Genomic DNA, 16,418 nt, shown 5'->3' with positions numbered 1-16,418 from the left:
TCGCCCTACTCGAACGGGAGCTCAGGCTGAGTCGCCTGGCGCTTGTTGTAGAGGTTTCGACCAAACCCCTCAATGCCGCTACTGAGCTTAAAGCCCATTTTTCCGAACTGAACCTTCATGATGTGCTCTCGGATTCTGAGGGCCGTGTCATCTCCGCACACATGGATGCAAATGACAGGCCCATCCTTGTCTCGCCTGCCCAAGTCTGCATGCTTGTCCAGTCGAACGTTAAAGTTGTTGGTCTTGCCGATATACACGTGGCCAGGCTTCGACTTATCGTCGAATATATAGACGCCTTGATTCTTGTTGCAATTGTGAACCAAGACCGGCGTGGCCCCCGCCAGCACATAGTACGTGTGGAGGTCATCAACCGTGAGGTTGTAAACCGTCGTTGAATGGGCTCTGTGCCGAATGGCGGCGACTTGGACCCACGTGCCGGCACTGGTCTGCAGCCATTGGCCAGCCTTCAGCTCTCCGGCCTCGACCCACTGGTGGAGTTTCGGGACCCAGAAGGGGTGGCCGTCGGTGGCCGTGATGCCGCCGGTCTTCGCACCCCTCATACCGCCGGTGTCGATGGTGAGGTCGACGAGTTGTTTCTCCCCGTTGCCCTCAATCAGCGCTGTGACAGTGCGTGCCCCCTCCTCTCCCGTCTCCGGGTCGGCAGCTTGCACCTTGTCGCCGATCTTGACGTCCTTGATCGGCTTGCTGGTGCCGTCTGCCATCAGGACCGGTGTGTCGGCGGTGAAGCTGTTGCGGGCGAGGCAGCTGCCGGGGCGTATGGAGTTTCTGACGGAGAGGTAGGTGCCCAGGGCCTCGCCGGCCAGTCCCAGTGCGCAGCCCGTCCAGGCGGCCTGGCCGACCTGGCCCCAGTTGACCTTGCGGCCCGAGAGGCGTTGGAAGGCCCAGTTGAGGCCGCCGTCGAGTGCTCCGTTGATCGCGCAGGCGGCGATCATGGGGTTGTCGCCGGTCGGGTCGGTGTAGTTGGTGGGAGACGACAGCGCGTACTGGTAGAGGTTCGTGCCGCCGGCCTGGCCTATGGGGTCCTGCGAGATGAACCGGCCGGTCTCGGGGTCGTAGTAGCGGTCGCGGTAGTAGAGCAGACCCGTCCCGTCGTCCTCACGCCCGGTGAAGGTGTACGGGTTGGAGGTCGCCGTGCCGGTGGTGGTGGTCGTTCCGTTGGGGTCGTAGGCGTACTTCGTGGCCACGGTGCCGTCGCTGTTGGCGAGGCCGACCACCGAACCCAGGGCATCGGTCAGGTAGACCTGGGTGGCGCCGTTCTCCGTACGGGTCAGGAACTCATCCAGCCCTGAGGTGGCGACAGTTGCCGCCGTCTCGCCGGAGCCGTTCTGCTCCACGAGCGGGTTCCCCGCGTCCGTGAGGAACTTGCTCGTCGTGCCGCCGACCGTCTTGGCCGCGCGGGTGCCCAGGGCGTCGTATCCGAAGGTGCTGGTCTGGCCTGCCTTGGTCAGGCCGGACAGCTGGCCGCGGGCGTTCCAGGTGTAGTCGCGCAGGCCGTCGGTCTTGAGCCGGCCGTCCGCGTCGTAGGTGAATGAGCGGTCGCCGTAGGTGGTGATGCGGTTGTCCTTGCCGAAGACCGTGCCGGTCTCGGCGGCGGGAAGTGCGATGTTGGCCAGGGAGCCGGTGAGGCCGGTCTGCAGGGCGCGGGCCTCGCGGGTGTAGTTCAGGTCGCCGATGCTGGTGGCGCCCTTGGCGTAGGCGATGGATTTGACGGTGCCGGTCTTGTCGTAGCCGGTGGTGCGGGTGATGCCGCCGGGCATCGTTGCCGTCTTCTCGCGGCCCACCGCGTCCAGGCCGAAGCCGACTTCCTGGGTGCCGGAGGTGACGGAGGTGAGGATGCCGGCCTTGTCGAAGCCGTAGCCGGTGCTCTGGCCGCCCGCGGTCATGGTCTTGCGGCGGTCGGCGGCGTCGTAGTCGTAGCCGACCGTGCCGTTGGGGCCGGTCTCGGTCTTGAGCCGGTCGTAGGTGTCGTAGGTGAAGGACTGGTTGCCGGCCTGGCTGTCGGTGATCTGCTTGGGCAGGTCGTGGGTGTCGTAGTCGTAGCTGACCGTGGACTCGGCCTGGCCCGCGATGTCGACGCCGTACTCGGTGGTCTTGGCCCGGCCCAGCAGGTCGTACGTGGCGGTCGCGACCTTTCCGGAACGGCTGGTCGCCTTCTTCAGGAAACCGGCCGGGTCGTACTCGAAGGTGGCCTGTGCGCCCAGGGCGTCGGTGGCCGTCTTCGGGCGGTCCGCCTCGTCGTACTCCCAGCTGCTGGTGTTGTTGCGGGCGTCGGTGAGGGTGGTGAGGTTGCCGTTGTCGTCGTAGTCGAAGCCGGTGGATCCGCCCAGCGGATCGGTGATCTTGCGGGGCTGGTTCAGCTTGTCGTAGGCAGTGATCGTGCGGGAGCCCGCCGTGTCGGTGGCCGCGGACGCTCTGCCGGCGGCGTCGGTGAACTGGGTCGACACCCGTCCCTCGGCGTCCTTGACCGAGACCAGGTCGCCATTGCGGTAGGTGTACTCCGTCACCGCATCCGCGTTGTCGGTGACGGTCTTGACCTGGCCGTCCGGGGCGTAGGTGAGGGTGGTCCTACGGTTCTCAGGGTCGGTGGCTGTCTGCAGGTTTCCGTCGGAGTCGTAGCCGAAGACAGTGGCGTTGCCGAGCGCGTCGGTGGCCTGGGTGGGCTGGTCGTACGGGCCGTCGAAGGTGACCGTGCCCGAGGACCTGGCATCGGCCGTGCCCGCCAGTTCCACCGACTTGGTCACGTACCCGTTGGCGTCGTAGGTCAGCTCGGTGCGCTGTCCGTAGGGGTCGACGACCGCGTCGATGCGATGGTTCGCGCCGCGCACGTACTGGGTTTTACGGGCCAGTGAGGAACCGTAGGCGGCGGTGTCCAGGACGCCGTAGCCGTCCGTGTCGAACTCGACCCGGCGCACCGCCCCGCCCGGCTGCGTCACCTCGGCCGAGGTGACCTGGCCTGTTCCCGTTTGCGTGTAGCCGAAGGAGTACTTCGCACCCTCGGTGAGGGTCTGGTCCTTGACCTTCCCGTCCGCCTGGAACGAGTTCGTCATGTACGTGACGCCGTTGGCGTCCTTCGCGGTCTCGATCCGGTTCGATGTGCCGTCGTAGGTGTACGAACTCACCTTGCCGGCCGCGTCGGTGACGGTCTTCAGGCGTCCGGTGGTGTCGTAGGTGTAGCCGGTCGTGCGGCCGGTGTTGTCGTGGGCCTGGTCAATCCGGTGCAGCTCGTCGTAGTGCAGTGAGATCCAGCGCCCGCCGGGGGTGTTGATGCGGGTGATGTCGCCCTTGTTGCCGGACCGGCGGGTGAGCTTGATCGCGTTGCCGTGCCGGTCGCGGATCTCCTTCAGCGGGGCGTACTGCGGGAAGACCCACACCGTGCCGTCCCGGAAGCGCAGCTCCCACTGGTTGTCGTTGTTGACGATCTTCGAGCCCTGGAAGCCGGACGGGGTGTCGAGCGGCTCGAAGACCGCATCGATGAAACCGCCGCCCGGAGACGTGCGGGTGAAGTGCACCTTCTGGCCGCCGGGCAGATAGAGGTCGACCTCTTCGTACTGTTCCTCGGAGTGCAGGAAGGCGTTGTAGGACAGGTCACGGCCGATTCCGAAGGCGCGCTGATGGGTGTCGCCCTGCCAGTAGGTGCGGGTGACCTCGGCCGATCCGAGCGGGTCCGTGACGCCCAGGTCGGTGTGGGAGTCGGTGAGCAGGCCGGTGGCGATGTCGACGGGGTCGCCCGACAGCCAGTCGATGACGTCCTTGAGCCCGGTGAGGTCCCACGGCACGAGGTCGGAGATGTTGAACATCGCGCCGTGGAACGACCAGACGCGGGTCTTCGCGTCGGGAACGACCTGGCGTCCGTCCGCACTGACCTGGCCGTGCCCGTAGACGTGCCAGCCCTTGCCCTCGGGGTCGTAGTCCATGAAGTCGACACGCGTGCCGGGGGCTTCGTGGGTGTAGTTCGGGTAGACGATCTGCGCGCCCTTGGGGAACACGTACGTGCCGCCCGGCTGCACGGTGAAGTAGACCGGGACCACGCCGTTCTTCGGCAGCGGGAAGGGCGGCCGGTCGATCGGGATCGCCGTGATGCCGAGCTCGGTGACCGTCTTGCCGTTCTCGTCGCGCACCACCGATCCCTTGGGGATACGGACTTCGAGTCCGGGGATCTGCGGGGTGGTCAGCGTGATGTTCTTCTTCGCCGGAGCCGCGAAGGACACGGTGTGCTCGGTGTCCAGCGGTGTCAGCCACACCGGGAAGCCCAGGTCGGTGCTCTGCCCGGCCTTCGGGTGGATGCGGATGTCGAAACGGCCGTACTGACGCTTCCTGGTGTCGGCACTCGAACCGTCCACGACCAGGGTCTTGGCGTCGTCCTTGATGCCCGTCAGGAGGAAGCGGCCCTTGGCGTCTGTGCGTCCATGCTTGCTGCCGACCCTGACCGTGACCTTGGCCAGGGGCTTGCCGTCGAGCTTCAGCACCCGGCCGGTCAGCGCCGTCCTGCCCGGCGGGGCCCGCAGCCTGGCCGGGGCCTTCGGGCCGTCACCGCGGCCGGTGACCCAGTCACGGCCCTTGAGGTTCGCCGTGCCCGGCTGCCAGGCGTCCGCGCCCTTGGGCACGACGCCCGGGGTGGCGGGGCTCTTGCCCGTATCGGTGGATTTGCTGCTGCGGGATGCCGGTGCTGCGGTGCTGGATTTCGCCTTGGCGGTTGTGGCTGCCGCCCTGGTCGTCAGGCCCAGGTTGAAGGTGCCTGTCTCCCCCGATCCCGGGTCCACCGTCAGGGTGTACGTACCCGCAGCGGGCAGTCTCGTCAGCGCCTTCGTCACCACGTCGTCGTCCATGTACGTGGCATCGTCGAGCCACTCGCCGTTCGGGGCCCACAGGGACAGCTCCCAGTAGTCCGGCGGGGTGTCGAGGCCGAGGGTGAGCTTCTGCCCCTTGGTGCCGGCGAACGTGTAGTGGGCGTTCTGTTTGGCTGTGGTGATCGTGACCGGTTTCCTGCCGCCGTCCACGGTGAGGACTCCGCCGTCCGCGTCGGGCAGCAGGGTGGCGGAGTCTCGCCAGTCCGGATGGTGGGCACCACACCTGACCGTCAGCACCTCGCCTGCGGCCGAATCTGCTCCCGCCCGCCGCACGACAGCCCTTAGGGTCGTCCCCCATGACCGAACTTGCCCCGCACCTCCGCACGACCGCCGATGCCTACGACGCCATCGCCACCGTCTACGCCGATTTCGCCCGCGACTCGCTCGATGCGCTCCCGCTGGACCGCGCGCTGATCGCCGCGTTCGCCGAGCTGGCTCGGACGGCCGGCGCCGGGCCGGTGGCCGAGCTGGGCTGCGGCCCCGGATACCTCACGGCGCATCTGAAGGGCCTGGGCCTGGATGTCTTCGGTATCGACCTGTCGCCGGTGATGATCGGTCTTGCCCGCGAGTCGTATCCGGAACTGCGGTTCGAGGCCGGTTCGATGGACGCGTTGGAGCTGACCGACGGCGAGCTGGGCGGGATCGTGTCCTGGTACTCGCTCATCCACACCCCGCCCGCGGAACTGCCCCCGTACTTCTCCGAGTTCCGCCGGGTGCTGCGCGAGGGCGGGACTTTCCTGGTCGGCTTCTTCGAGGCAGAGGGCGGGCCGGTGACGCCTTTCGACCACAAGGTGACCACGGCCTACCGGTGGCCGATCGACGACCTCGCCGCACTGGCCGGCGAGGCCGGCTTCACCGAGGTCGGGCGCATGCTGCGTGAGCCCCTCGACGGGGAGCGGTTCCGCCGGGGGCATCTGCTGATGCGCGCGGTGTAGCGGGGAGCGGGCGGTCGAGGGACATCCGCGCGCGGTGCAGCGGGGAGCGGGCGTCCTAGGGACGTCCCGCGCGCTCCTCCGTCTCAGACCACGGCGAGCCGGTCCACCAGCAGTTCCACTCTCGCCTCCGCGTCCCCCGGCAGCAGCCGTCCCGACCGGGTCAGGGTCGCCACCCCGTGCAGGGACGCCCAGAACACCTCGGTGAACAGACCCGGGCCGACGCCGTCCCCGGCGACCTCCCCGAGGCACTCCAGCAGCGCGGCGAAAGCGTCCTTGAGAGGTTCCGGAGTGTCCTCCTGCGCGTACGGGAGCCCGCCGTCGAGCTGGAAGATGGCGTCGTAGACCGCCGGGTTGCGTACGGCGAAGTCGAGGTAGGCGCGGGCGAGGGCGGCAACCCGCTCACGCCGGCCCTCCACGGCGGCGGTCGCGGCCCGCAGGGCCGTGGCCATCTCGGCGGCGCCTTCGAGGGCGACGGCGCCGATGATCTCCCGTTTGCCGCGGAAGTGGCTGTAGAGAACGGGCTGGCTGTATTCGATGCGCTCGGCGAGCCGACGCGTGGTGACCGCGTCCCAGCCCTGCTGCTCGGCGAGTTCGCGGGCCGTCGCCACGATGAGACGCTCGCGGCCCGCCCGCTCACGCTCCTTGCGTTCCTGTACCGACATGATTCGATCCTAGCACCGCTAGACAACGGAGCGACAGTAGGACTAGCGTTGACTCATCAGCTAGCGACACTAGACAACAAAGAGGATCGTCATGTCCCACGCACTTGAGGTCGTCACCACCGTGGTCGTCGGCGTGATGGTGGGGGTGGAGTTCTCCGTCGCCTTCGTCATGAACCCGATCTTCAACGCACTCCCCGAGGACAGCGGCCAACTCGCCCGCGCCCACGGAGGCCGGATGCTCGGCGCCGTGATGCCGTTCTGGTACATCGGCTCGCTCGTCCTCGCCGCGATCTGGGCCGTCGTCGACCACGGCGCCGCCGGCCTCGTCATCACCGCCGGGGCACTGCTGGCCCTCACCGTGATCATGTCGGTCCTGCTCCTCGTACCGATCAACAACCGGAGCAAGACGTGGACCCCCGAAAACCGGCCCGCCGACTGGAAGGAGCAGTCGAACCGCTGGGACCGCTTCCACTACATCCGGGTCGCCATCCTCATCGCCGCCTTCGCCCTGCTGGCCGCCGCCCTCACCTGACTCCGCGGGCCGAACGTCGCGGCCCGGGAGCCGGCCGCGGCGCTCGGCGTCCCGGGAGGATCAAGAACCAGGGTCCGACGCGGCCTACAGGTACTCCGCGTACGCGTCCAGCGTCCGCAGCACCTCCGCCTCGCCCGCCGGGGGCAGTTGGAGTACGACCTCCTCGATGCCCAGGTCCGCGTAGTGCGCCAGCTTGCCCGCGTCCGGCAGGACCGCGTACGGGATCACCTGGAGGTCCTTCGGGTCCCGGCCCGCTGATTCCCAGGCCGTACGGAGCCGCGGCAGCGACTCCGTCAGGCCACCGCCGCCGATCGGGAGCCAGCCGTCCGCGTACTCCGCGATGTGCGCGAACAGTTTCGGTCCTGCCGCCCCGCCGATCAGGGTGCGCGGGCCGACCACCGGGCCGCGGGGCTGCTGGAACGGCTTCGGGTAGGCGTGGCTGGCCCGGACCGAGCCGAACTCGCCGTCGTACGCCGTCGGTTCCTCCGACCAGAGCGCACGCATCAGCGCCATGCGGTCACGGCCGAGTTCGCGGCGGGTGCGCCATTCCACGCCGTGGTCGGCGGCCTCCTCGACGTTCCAGCCGTAGCCGAGGCCCAGCGTGAAGCGGCCGCCGGAGAGGTGGTCGAGGGTGGCGATCTGCTTGGCCAGGTCGATCGGGTCGTGCTGGGTGACCAGGGTGATGCCGGTGCCGAGCGTCAGGCGTTCGGTGACCGCCGCGGCCTGCCCGAGGGCCACGAACGGGTCCAGGGTGCGGCCGTATTCGGGCGGCAGCTCACCACCCTGTGGGTAAGGGGTGTCCCTGCTCACCGGGATGTGTGTGTGCTCCGGGAGGTAGAGCCCGGCGAACCCCCGCTGTTCGAGCTGGCGCGCGAGCCGCACCGGCGTGATCGTCTCGTCGGTGAGGAAGATCGTTGTTCCGATCCGCATGCGAGGACACCTCCGTCGTCGTCGGGTGACGGCCCCAAGGTAAGCCGTCCGGTGCGCAAAACCGAGCCTTCGGCACCCACGGAGCACGCCGGCCGCTAGCCGGCGTGCTGCGGCCGATGCCGGCCGGAATCACGGAGCAGGGCGATGTCGCCCCGTCCCGAACTCGCCGCGTTCATACGGCATTCACCGCCCTCCACCACCGTGTACCGGTACGCAGACCTCGGCCCGTCCACCACATCGCGGGGAGCGCCCCATGCCCGAACCGGCTCCGGTACCGATGACCGCACCAGGACCCGTGCACCGCCCGATCGCCAGGCGTGGCCTTCTCGTCGGGACGGCCGCCACCGCCCTAACGTTGGGGACCGTGAGCTTCGCAGCCGCCGATGAGGGCAGCACCCGGTCCACTACCGTGCGCGGCGTCCTGCCGCCCGGGTCCCCCGACTACGTGTACCTGCCGGTCGACGTCCCGCGCGGGGTCGCCGAGATCGCCGTCTCGTACACGTACGAGAAGACGCCCGTCCCGGCCGGGACGCAGGGCAACGCCCTGGACATCGGCATCTTCGACGAGCGCGGTACGGAGCTGTCCGGGCGGGGGTTCCGGGGGTGGTCCGGCGGGGCGCGCGGCAGCTTCTTCATCCGGGGTGACGAGGCGACCCCCGGATATCTCGCGGGGCCGGTGCGGGCCGGGACCTGGCATATCGCCCTCGGCCCGTACACCGTCGCTCCGGAGGGGCTGCCGTACGAGGTGACAGTCACCCTGCGCACCGGGCCCACGGCGACCACTCCGCGCCCCGGGTATCCGCCGCAGCGCGCGAAGGGGCGGGGGCGGGCCTGGTACCGGGGGGACTGCCATCTGCACTCCGTGCATTCGGACGGCGGGCGGACCCCGGCCGAGATCGCTGCCGGGGCCCGCGTCGCCGGGCTCGACTTCATCAACAGCAGTGAGCACAACACCACCTCTGCGCACAGCGCGTGGGGCGGACTGTGGGGTGACGACCTGCTCGTCCTCACGGGTGAGGAGGTCACCACCCGCAACGGCCACGTACTCGCGCTCGCCACCGATCCGGGCACCTTCATCGACTGGCGCTACCGGGCCAGGGACAACCGCTTCGGGCGTTACGCGAAGGCCGTCCGCCAGGCCGGCGGACTGGTCGTGCCCGCCCATCCGCACGCCACCTGCATCGGCTGCCACTGGAAGTTCGGCCTCGGTGAGGCGGACGCGGTGGAGGTCTGGAACGGGGCCTACACCCCGGAGGACGAGATCGCCCTGGCCGAGTGGGACAACTCCCTGGTGGTGGCCGCCCGTTCGTCGAAACCGTGGGTTCCGGCGATGGGCAACAGCGACGCGCACCGGGAGCCGGACCGGATCGGGCTCCCGCAGACCGTCGTCCTGGCAGAGGAGCTGTCCCGCGAGGCGATCGTGGCGGGCATCCGGGCCGGGCGCTCCTACATCGCCGAGTCGTCCGCCGTCAGCCTCTCCTTCGCCGTCTCGGACGGGCGCGGGCGCCACGCCGGGATCGGTGAGCGGCTGCGGGCCCCCGAGGACGACGTTCCGGTCACCGTACGGCTGGAGGTCACCGGAGCCCCGGACTGCACCGTGCACTTCGTCACCGACCAGGGCACGCTGTTCACCTCGACACTCCCGAAGTCGGTTACCGGGACGGCCCAATGGCGTACGACGCCCGCGAACGCCGCCTATGTGCGGGCCGAGGTCCGGCATCCGGCGACGGTACCCGGGCTGCCCGGAGCGTTGGCGGCGCTGACCAATCCGGTGTTCCTGGGGGGCTGACCCCGGGACGTCTCCCGGATCAGGTCGTCCTCTCCTGCACGTTGGACCACGCCGCCTTCGGGGTGTACACGGTGTTCCTCGGCTTGGCCGCCGCCGCGGGAGTCCGCAGGTCCGAGCTGTCCCAGGTGGCCTGAGCGGCATAGCGGAGCGGCCCGGCGGCCGCGGTCAGGCCGAGGGCGGTCAGCTCCGACTGCGGATCGGTGGTGCGGCTGTACAGACCGCCCGCCGAGACCGCCCCGCCGCGCTGGAACCCCATGGCCGTCGGAGCCTGGTTCGTGGCGAAGAAGTGCGCCTCGCCGCTGATCGTGAACGATCCCCGGGTGGTGTTGTGGATCTGCTCGGGGCTCTGGATCAGCGAGGTCATGCCGAAGGTGTCGTCGCCTCCGTCGCTGATCGTGCCGTCCGCGTCGACCACCCACAGCTCCCAGTACTGGAGCTCCCTCCCGTTGGCCGTCCCGCCGGCGGCCGACACATAGGCGTCCAGCCCCGGGCCGCCGATCGGGGCCCAGCCCTGGCCGGTGTGCCGCTCCACGGCGAACTGCCTGGTCACCCGCTGGATGATCACCCCTTGCTGCGGATGGGCGAGCTGCCATTCGCGTACCCGGGAGAAGTTGCCGCAGACCCCCTCCTCGTTGTAGGCGCCCAGGACCGGGGCGCCGAGGGCCGGTGCGGGCCCGCCGGCCGCCGGGGCCCGCTGCACGGCGGCGTGGTCATGTGCCGCCGTCGCGCCGGTGCGCTGCGCCCCGTCCCGGTCGGCTGCGTGCGTGTGCGATGCGGCCATCACGCGGTGCGCGTTGGCCTCCGCCGCCCGCTCGAAGCGGTCGGAGGGGTCCGAGAGCCTCAGCCCGGTCCCGTCGTCCGTGCCCGCCACCGGGCCCGAACGCTGCTGGACCACATGGGTCAGTTCATGGGCGAGGGTGTGCTCGTCGGTCGTCGCGCCGCCCAGGACGATGTGATGGCCTGACGTGTACGCGCGGGCGCCGATCTCGGCGGCGGAGCGCTGGGCGGTGGCATCGGTGTGCAGCCGGACAGCGGAGAAGTCCGTGCCGAACCTGGCCTCCATGTCCTCGCGCACCGGCTGTTCGAGCGGGCGGCCGGTCGTACCCAGCACGTCGCGCACCGCCGACCGCTGCACGGGCTGCTCCCGGCCCGGGTCCAGGTCGCGGTCCCGTTTCCGGTCCGCGACCATCCGTGCGACGGCCGCGTTGCCCACTGTCCGCTGGAGCACCGCCGACACCGCCGGGGACCCCGCCGCCGCGACCGGACCCGACGGGCGGTCGGAGTCCTGGTCCTGCGCCCGTGGACGCCGGGCGCGGGTGGTGCGGCGTTCCTGCTCGTACATGGGCACGGTGCCTCCAGCCGTCGGTCCCTGCCATTGATACCGCGTCGCGCCCGGCCGGCCAAGGGGCCCCGGGGTGCTCACGGGGCACCGCCGCTGCACTCCTCGGGCACCGCCCCGCCCCAGGCCGCCCGCTACTCCGACGCGGCCGGGGCGGCGGTCCGCGCGCGGTCCGAGGCTGATGGCGCGAGGGTACGGAACCGCTGCGCGCAGGCCCGCCGTTGCGCCACCGCCAGTCCGGCGATCACCGTGCCGAGCACCAGCCACCCGGTCGGCCCGGCCGCCATCACCACCCCGGTCAGGAGCGGGGGCCCGGCCGACTTCTGGATGGACTGGGACATCCCCGCCACCCCCAGATACGCGGCCCGCGCGTCCTGCGGCGCGAGCAGGACGGCCAGCTCCCACGAACTCACCGAGCGCATCAGCTCCGCCAGCGTGACCAGCACCGCCGCGGCGAGCAGCACGGCCGCGGCCGCCCAGGTCCCGCCGCGAGTGGCCAGGGCGAGGGACGCGCAGCACACGAACATCAGGACGCCGTACAGCAGCACCGCCCGCGCCGCCCGGTGCGGGCCTTCGGCCCGCCTGGACACGCCCAGTTGGAGCACCACGACCAGCACGGTGTTGATGACCAGGAAGGCCGGTACGAGGGCGTGCGGGGCGGACGTGCGGTTCACCAGCCACAGCGGCAGGCCGACGCCGAGTACGGAGTCGTCGAGGTTCATCGGGATGTCGAACAGGACGAACCGGAGGTAGCCCCGGTCCCGCCATGGGCTGCTCGTTCGACGGGAGTTGGCGTCCTCGGTGGCAGCCTCCCGGGCGGCGGCCGGCGCGTTCTGTGCCCGCGCCACCTCGACCGTCGTCTCCGGCAGCTCGCGCGTACGCCACACGAGGGCCGCGGCGACGACGAAGGACAGTGCGTTGCCGAGGATCAGAGCGCGATAGGCATCCGTGGTGCCCACCGCCAGGCCGATGGCCGCGATGCCGGCACCCACCCCGTAGCCCGCGTTGGCCGCGCTCCGGGACAACGCCTGGTAGGCCGCCCGCCGTTCACCCGCGGCGCGGGTGGCGAACAGCATCTCCAGCGTCTTCGCCGCCCGGTCCCCCAGGTAGGTGAAGGCGACGACGGGCAGCAGCGCGTCGAAGCCCGAACACAGCAGTACCAGGGTCAGCGTCACCAGCCGCAGCAGATGGCAGCCGATCAGCAGCGGACGCACCGGGAGGCGGCCGGCCAGCCGTCCGGCCAGAGGCGAACCGGCGATACCCGCCACTCCGGCCACGCCCAGCAGCACACCGATCTGCTGGGCGCTCAGATGCGTCACGAAGGTCAGATACAGAACCGAGGACGCGGCCCACAGGCCCGATCCGGTGCGGTCGACCGACAGGGCCAGCAGCATGATCCGGGCGTCCCGGCCGCCCGGCGGATTGCGCAACTGCGCCAGCAGCCCGGGCTGCCCGCCCTTCGGCGCCTGCGCGCCCTCGCTCCTCGTGGTGCGTCGTCGCACCGCTCACCCCCGAATACCTCGACATCACGAGATCAACAGACCTGGGGAAGCCTGCCGGGAGTTAATCTCGATGTCAAGATACTTGATGGCGAGACACTTGTCCGGGCTCCTTGCGCACCGCCGGGCCGTGTGGAACGCGGCATGCGGAACGCTGGTCTGCGGCATGCTGCATGCCGCAGACCGTGGGAACGAATCGGCTGTCCGGCTCCTCTGTGGGGTGACGCAATCCGTCACCGCTGTCCACAGAGCCACAGAGGAGCCCTCATGATCCCCGCCCGCATGCTGCCCAGCCGCCGTGTCCCGGCCCTCGCCGTCGCCGGCGTAGGTCGATGAACAACGGGCCGTTCTTCGTGCTGAGTACATGGCCCGGATGCGGCTCGCCGTGGAGCAGCTGCTCCACGGCGCCTCGGTCGTCGATCGCTCGTCGCAGGCTTGCCGGCCTGCCGCTGAGGAACACACGGTCTGCTCCGGCGAGCCGGGTCGGCGACGACTTCTTCCGCCTCCGTGATCCGGTCCGTGAACCGCGGGCTCGGCACAGCACGTCACCCCGGCCAGACGATCGCCTGGAGTTCGCTGTAGGCGTGCAGGGCGTACGAGCCCACATCGCGTCCGACACCGCTGCGCTTGAACCCCCCGAACGGGGCCTCCATGTTCCGGCCGATCGTGTTCACGCCGACCCCGCCCGCGCGCAGCCTGCGGGCTACGCGGAAGGCGCGGGCCACATCGCCGGACCAGACGTAGTCGATCAGCCCGTAGTCGCTGTCGTTGGCCAGCGCGATGCCCTCCTCCTCGTCGTCGAAGGGGACCACCACCACGACCGGGCCGAAGATCTCCTCCCGCACGACCCTCATGTCGGGCGTGCAGTCGGCCAGCAGCGTGGGCGCCACGTAGAAGCCGCTGCCGGTCGGGGCGGGGCGCTCGCCGCCCGTGACGAGGCGGGCGCCCTCCTTCCGGCCCAGCTCGACGTACGACTCGATACGGTCGCGGTGGGCCGCCGAGATGACCGGGCCGACCACGGTGCCCTTCGCCGTCGGATCACCGACCGTCAGGTACCCGGCGTACCCCTTGAGCTTCTCGATCAGCGCGTCGTGCACGGCCCGTTGGACCAGGACGCGGGTCGGAGCCGTACAGATCTGGCCGCTGTAGAAGGAGAACGTGGTGCCGATGCCCGCCACCGCCGAGTCGAGGTCGGCGTCGTCGAGCACCACGGCGGCGCCCTTGCCGCCCAGCTCCATCAGCTGCCGTTTCATGGACCGGCCGCAGACCTCGGCGATGCGCTGCCCCACGGCGGTGGAGCCGGTGAAGCTGACCATGTCGACGTCGGGCGAGTCCACGGCGGCCTCGCCCACTCCGGGGGCCGAGCCGCTGACGACGTTGACGACGCCGTCCGGCACACCGGCCTCCGCGAGCGCCTCGGCCATCCGGTAGACGGAGAGCGGGTCCTGCGGCGCCGGTTTCACGACGACCGTGTTGCCCATCGCGAGCGCGGGGGCGATCTTGCCTGCCGGGTTGGCCCAGGGGTTGTTGTACGAGGTGATGCAGGTGACCACGCCGACCGGCTGACGGACGGCGAGCGCGCCGAAGATCCCGGCCCGGCCCATCGGGCCGGCCTCGTTGATCTGCGGCGGGACCGCCTCCTCCACCGGCTCCAGCGCGCCCTTCGCGTACCGCCGGAAGCGCGCCGCGCCCACCGCGACCTGCATACCGCGGGCCGTACCGGTGGTGGCGCCGCTCTCCGCCTGGGCGAGCGCGGCGTTGGCGGTGAAGTCGCGTTGCATCAGGTCGGCGGCGCGGTCGAGGATCGCGGCGCGTTCCTCGGGACGGGTGCGGTACCAGGTGGCGAACGCCTCGCGGGCGGCGGCGGCCGCCTCGTACACCTGCGCGCGGCTCGCCTCCGGGGCGAGGCCCACGACGTCCTCGGTGGCCGGGTTGACCACCTCGTAGTGACCGTCGGCCGGCTCGGTCCACTCGCCGCCGATGAAGAGGCGCTGGGGCGTCGTGGTCACTGTGTGCTCACCGTCCGGGTGTCGCGGCCGGAGCGGAGCACCGTCCCGGGGACCGCACCGGTCACCTTGTCGTCGCGCAGGGTCTCCACCCCGTTGACGCGGACCGACACGATGCCGAGCGCCTTCGAGTCGAGCCGGGGGCTGTCGCCAGGCAGGTCGTGGACGAGGGTGGCGGGGCCCGCGTCGATGCGTTCGGGGTCGAACAGGACGAGGTCGGCGTGGAAGCCCTCCGCGATCCTGCCCCGGTCGCGCAGGCCGAAGAGGCGCGCGGGGTCGTCGGTGAGCATCTTGACGGCCGCTTCGAGGGGGACGAGCTTGCGGCCGCGCAGGCAGTCCCCGATGAACCGGGTGGTGTACGGGGCACCGCACATCCGGTCCAGGTGGGCGCCCGCGTCGGAGCCTCCGAGCATGACGTCCTCGTGCTCCCAGGTGCGCTGCCGCAGCGCCCAGGAGTCGGGGTCGTTGTCGGTGGGCATCGGCCACAGGACCGTGCGCAGTTCGTCGGCGGCGCAGATCTCGACGAGGCAGTGGAAGGGGTCCTGCCCGCGTTCGGCTGCGATGTCGTTGACGACCCGGCCGCTGAGGCCCTCGTTGGCCGCGCTGTAGGTGTCCCCGATGACGTACCGGCCGAAGTTCGCGAGGCGGCGGAATACGCCGGCCTCCTTGCTGTCGGCGCGGCGGAGCATCTCGGTGCGGGTGTCCGCGTCACGGAGCCGCTCGATGCGTTCGGGGACGGGCAGGGACAGGATGTCGCCCCAGCCGGGTATCAGGTTGAGGGCGCAGAACGTGCCGAGCGACATGTTCATCGGCGTCAGGATCGGCATGGTGAGCGCGACGATCCGGCCGCCCGCGCGGCGGGCGCGTTCGCTGGGGATCAGCTGGCGCGGTACGCGTTCGGGGACGGCCGCGTCGATGGTCAGGACGTTCCAGTTGAGCGGGCGTCCGGCGGCGGCGCTCATGTCGACGAACAGGTCGATCTCGTCGTCGGAGAACTGGTCGAGGCAGCCCGCGACGATCGCCTCGATCTGGGTGCCCTCGTGCTCGCCGACCGCGCGGGAAAGGGCGAGGAGTTCCTCGGGCAGTGCGTGCCGGGAGGCGACCGGCTGTCCGTCGCCGTCGGCGTGGGTGGAGGACTGAGTGGTGGACAGGCCCCATGCCCCGGCGTCCATCGCGTCGTGGAAGAGGGCCAGCATGGCGTCCAGTTGGGCCGGCGTCGGCTGACCGCCGACCGCCTCCGCGCCCATGACGTGCCGGCGCAGCGCGCAGTGCCCGACCATGAACCCGGCGTTGACGGCGATCCGCCCGTCGAGCGCGTCGAGGTACTCGCGGAAGGTGGACCAGGTCCAGTCGACGCCCTCCTCCAGGGCCTTGAGGGCCATGCCCTCGACCCGCGACATCATGCGCCGGGTGTAGTCGGCGTCCTCCGGCCGGTCCGGGTGGAGCGGGGCGAGGGTGAATCCGCAGTTGCCGCCCGCGACGGTGGTGACGCCGTGGTTCATCGACGGGGTGGCGTACGGGTCCCAGAAGAGCTGGGCGTCGTAGTGGGTGTGCGGGTCGACGAAACCGGGCGCGAGCACCAGGCCGGTGGCGTCCTCGGTGGTCGCGGCGGGCCCGGGTGCCTGGCCCGGTTCGGCGATGACGGCGATAAGGCCGTCACGGATACCGATGTCCGCGCGGTAGGAGGGTCCGCCGGTGCCGTCCACGACGGTCGCTCCGCGGATGAGGTGGTCGAGCATGACGGGGTCCCTTCCGTGGTGTCCAAACGTGGATGTGCGCCGGGGTGCGTACGGCCGCGGTACGCACCCCGGCTCGCGGAGCGGCGGTCCGGGAAGACGCCGCCCGCGCACTCAAGCCT

Annotated in this window: 10 protein-coding genes; 3 read left to right on the top strand and 7 right to left on the bottom strand. The window is 70.5% G+C overall.

The features are described from left to right. Window positions 1-5 precede the first annotated feature (5 nt). Complete coding sequence (locus tag ACFVW8_RS02455) at window positions 6-5,105, bottom strand: RHS repeat-associated core domain-containing protein (RefSeq protein ID WP_389685701.1); 5,100 nt, start codon at window positions 5,103-5,105, stop codon at window positions 6-8. A 59-nt stretch (window positions 5,106-5,164) separates the two neighbouring features. On the opposite strand from ACFVW8_RS02455, the gene ACFVW8_RS02450 reads away from it, so the two are divergent. Continuing rightward, window positions 5,165-5,803, top strand: coding sequence for a class I SAM-dependent DNA methyltransferase (locus ACFVW8_RS02450; RefSeq protein ID WP_389685700.1), 639 nt, complete (start codon window positions 5,165-5,167; stop codon window positions 5,801-5,803). 83 nt (window positions 5,804-5,886) lie between these two features. Here ACFVW8_RS02450 and ACFVW8_RS02445 read toward each other — a convergent pair whose 3' ends face one another. Continuing rightward, window positions 5,887-6,465 carry a TetR/AcrR family transcriptional regulator gene (locus tag ACFVW8_RS02445; protein WP_389685699.1) on the bottom strand — a complete coding sequence of 193 codons (579 nt, stop codon included), beginning with the start codon at window positions 6,463-6,465 and terminating at the stop codon, window positions 5,887-5,889. Between the two features lie 91 nt (window positions 6,466-6,556). Between ACFVW8_RS02445 and ACFVW8_RS02440 the strand changes: the two genes are divergently transcribed. Continuing rightward, the gene (locus ACFVW8_RS02440) at window positions 6,557-6,997 is read left to right on the top strand and encodes an anthrone oxygenase family protein (protein WP_389685698.1); all 441 of its coding nucleotides are present in this window, start codon (window positions 6,557-6,559) and stop codon (window positions 6,995-6,997) included. 84 nt (window positions 6,998-7,081) lie between these two features. Here the strand turns inward: ACFVW8_RS02440 and ACFVW8_RS02435 are convergent, their stop codons facing one another. Then, window positions 7,082-7,927 (bottom strand): LLM class F420-dependent oxidoreductase, encoded by an 846-nt coding sequence (locus ACFVW8_RS02435; RefSeq protein ID WP_389685697.1) that lies wholly within the window; start codon window positions 7,925-7,927, stop codon window positions 7,082-7,084. 277 nt (window positions 7,928-8,204) lie between these two features. On the opposite strand from ACFVW8_RS02435, the gene ACFVW8_RS02430 reads away from it, so the two are divergent. After that, entirely contained in the window at window positions 8,205-9,716 is a 1,512-nt protein-coding gene (locus ACFVW8_RS02430; protein WP_389685805.1) for a CehA/McbA family metallohydrolase, read from the top strand. A gap of 19 nt (window positions 9,717-9,735) precedes the next feature. On the opposite strand, the gene ACFVW8_RS02425 is transcribed toward ACFVW8_RS02430, so the two are convergent. From ACFVW8_RS02425 to ACFVW8_RS02410, 4 genes are all read right to left on the bottom strand, one after another. Further along, window positions 9,736-11,058 carry a DUF4157 domain-containing protein gene (locus ACFVW8_RS02425; protein ID WP_389685804.1) on the bottom strand — a complete coding sequence of 441 codons (1,323 nt, stop codon included), beginning with the start codon at window positions 11,056-11,058 and terminating at the stop codon, window positions 9,736-9,738. A 131-nt stretch (window positions 11,059-11,189) separates the two neighbouring features. After that, window positions 11,190-12,557 (bottom strand): MFS transporter, encoded by a 1,368-nt coding sequence (locus ACFVW8_RS02420; protein ID WP_389685696.1) that lies wholly within the window; start codon window positions 12,555-12,557, stop codon window positions 11,190-11,192. 542 nt (window positions 12,558-13,099) lie between these two features. Next, window positions 13,100-14,563, bottom strand: coding sequence for an aldehyde dehydrogenase family protein (locus tag ACFVW8_RS02415; protein WP_389685695.1), 1,464 nt, complete (start codon window positions 14,561-14,563; stop codon window positions 13,100-13,102). After that, entirely contained in the window at window positions 14,560-16,299 is a 1,740-nt protein-coding gene (locus tag ACFVW8_RS02410; protein WP_389685694.1) for an amidohydrolase family protein, read from the bottom strand. Before ACFVW8_RS02410 ends, ACFVW8_RS02415 begins: the two co-directional genes overlap by 4 nt. Between the last annotated feature and the right edge of the window lie 119 nt (window positions 16,300-16,418).

The organism is Streptomyces sp. NPDC058221 (assembly GCF_042882365.1).
Lineage (GTDB): Bacteria > Actinomycetota > Actinomycetes > Streptomycetales > Streptomycetaceae > Streptomyces.
The sequence above is the reverse complement of the archived record's forward strand: the minus strand, read 5'-3'. Positions and strand labels throughout refer to the sequence as shown.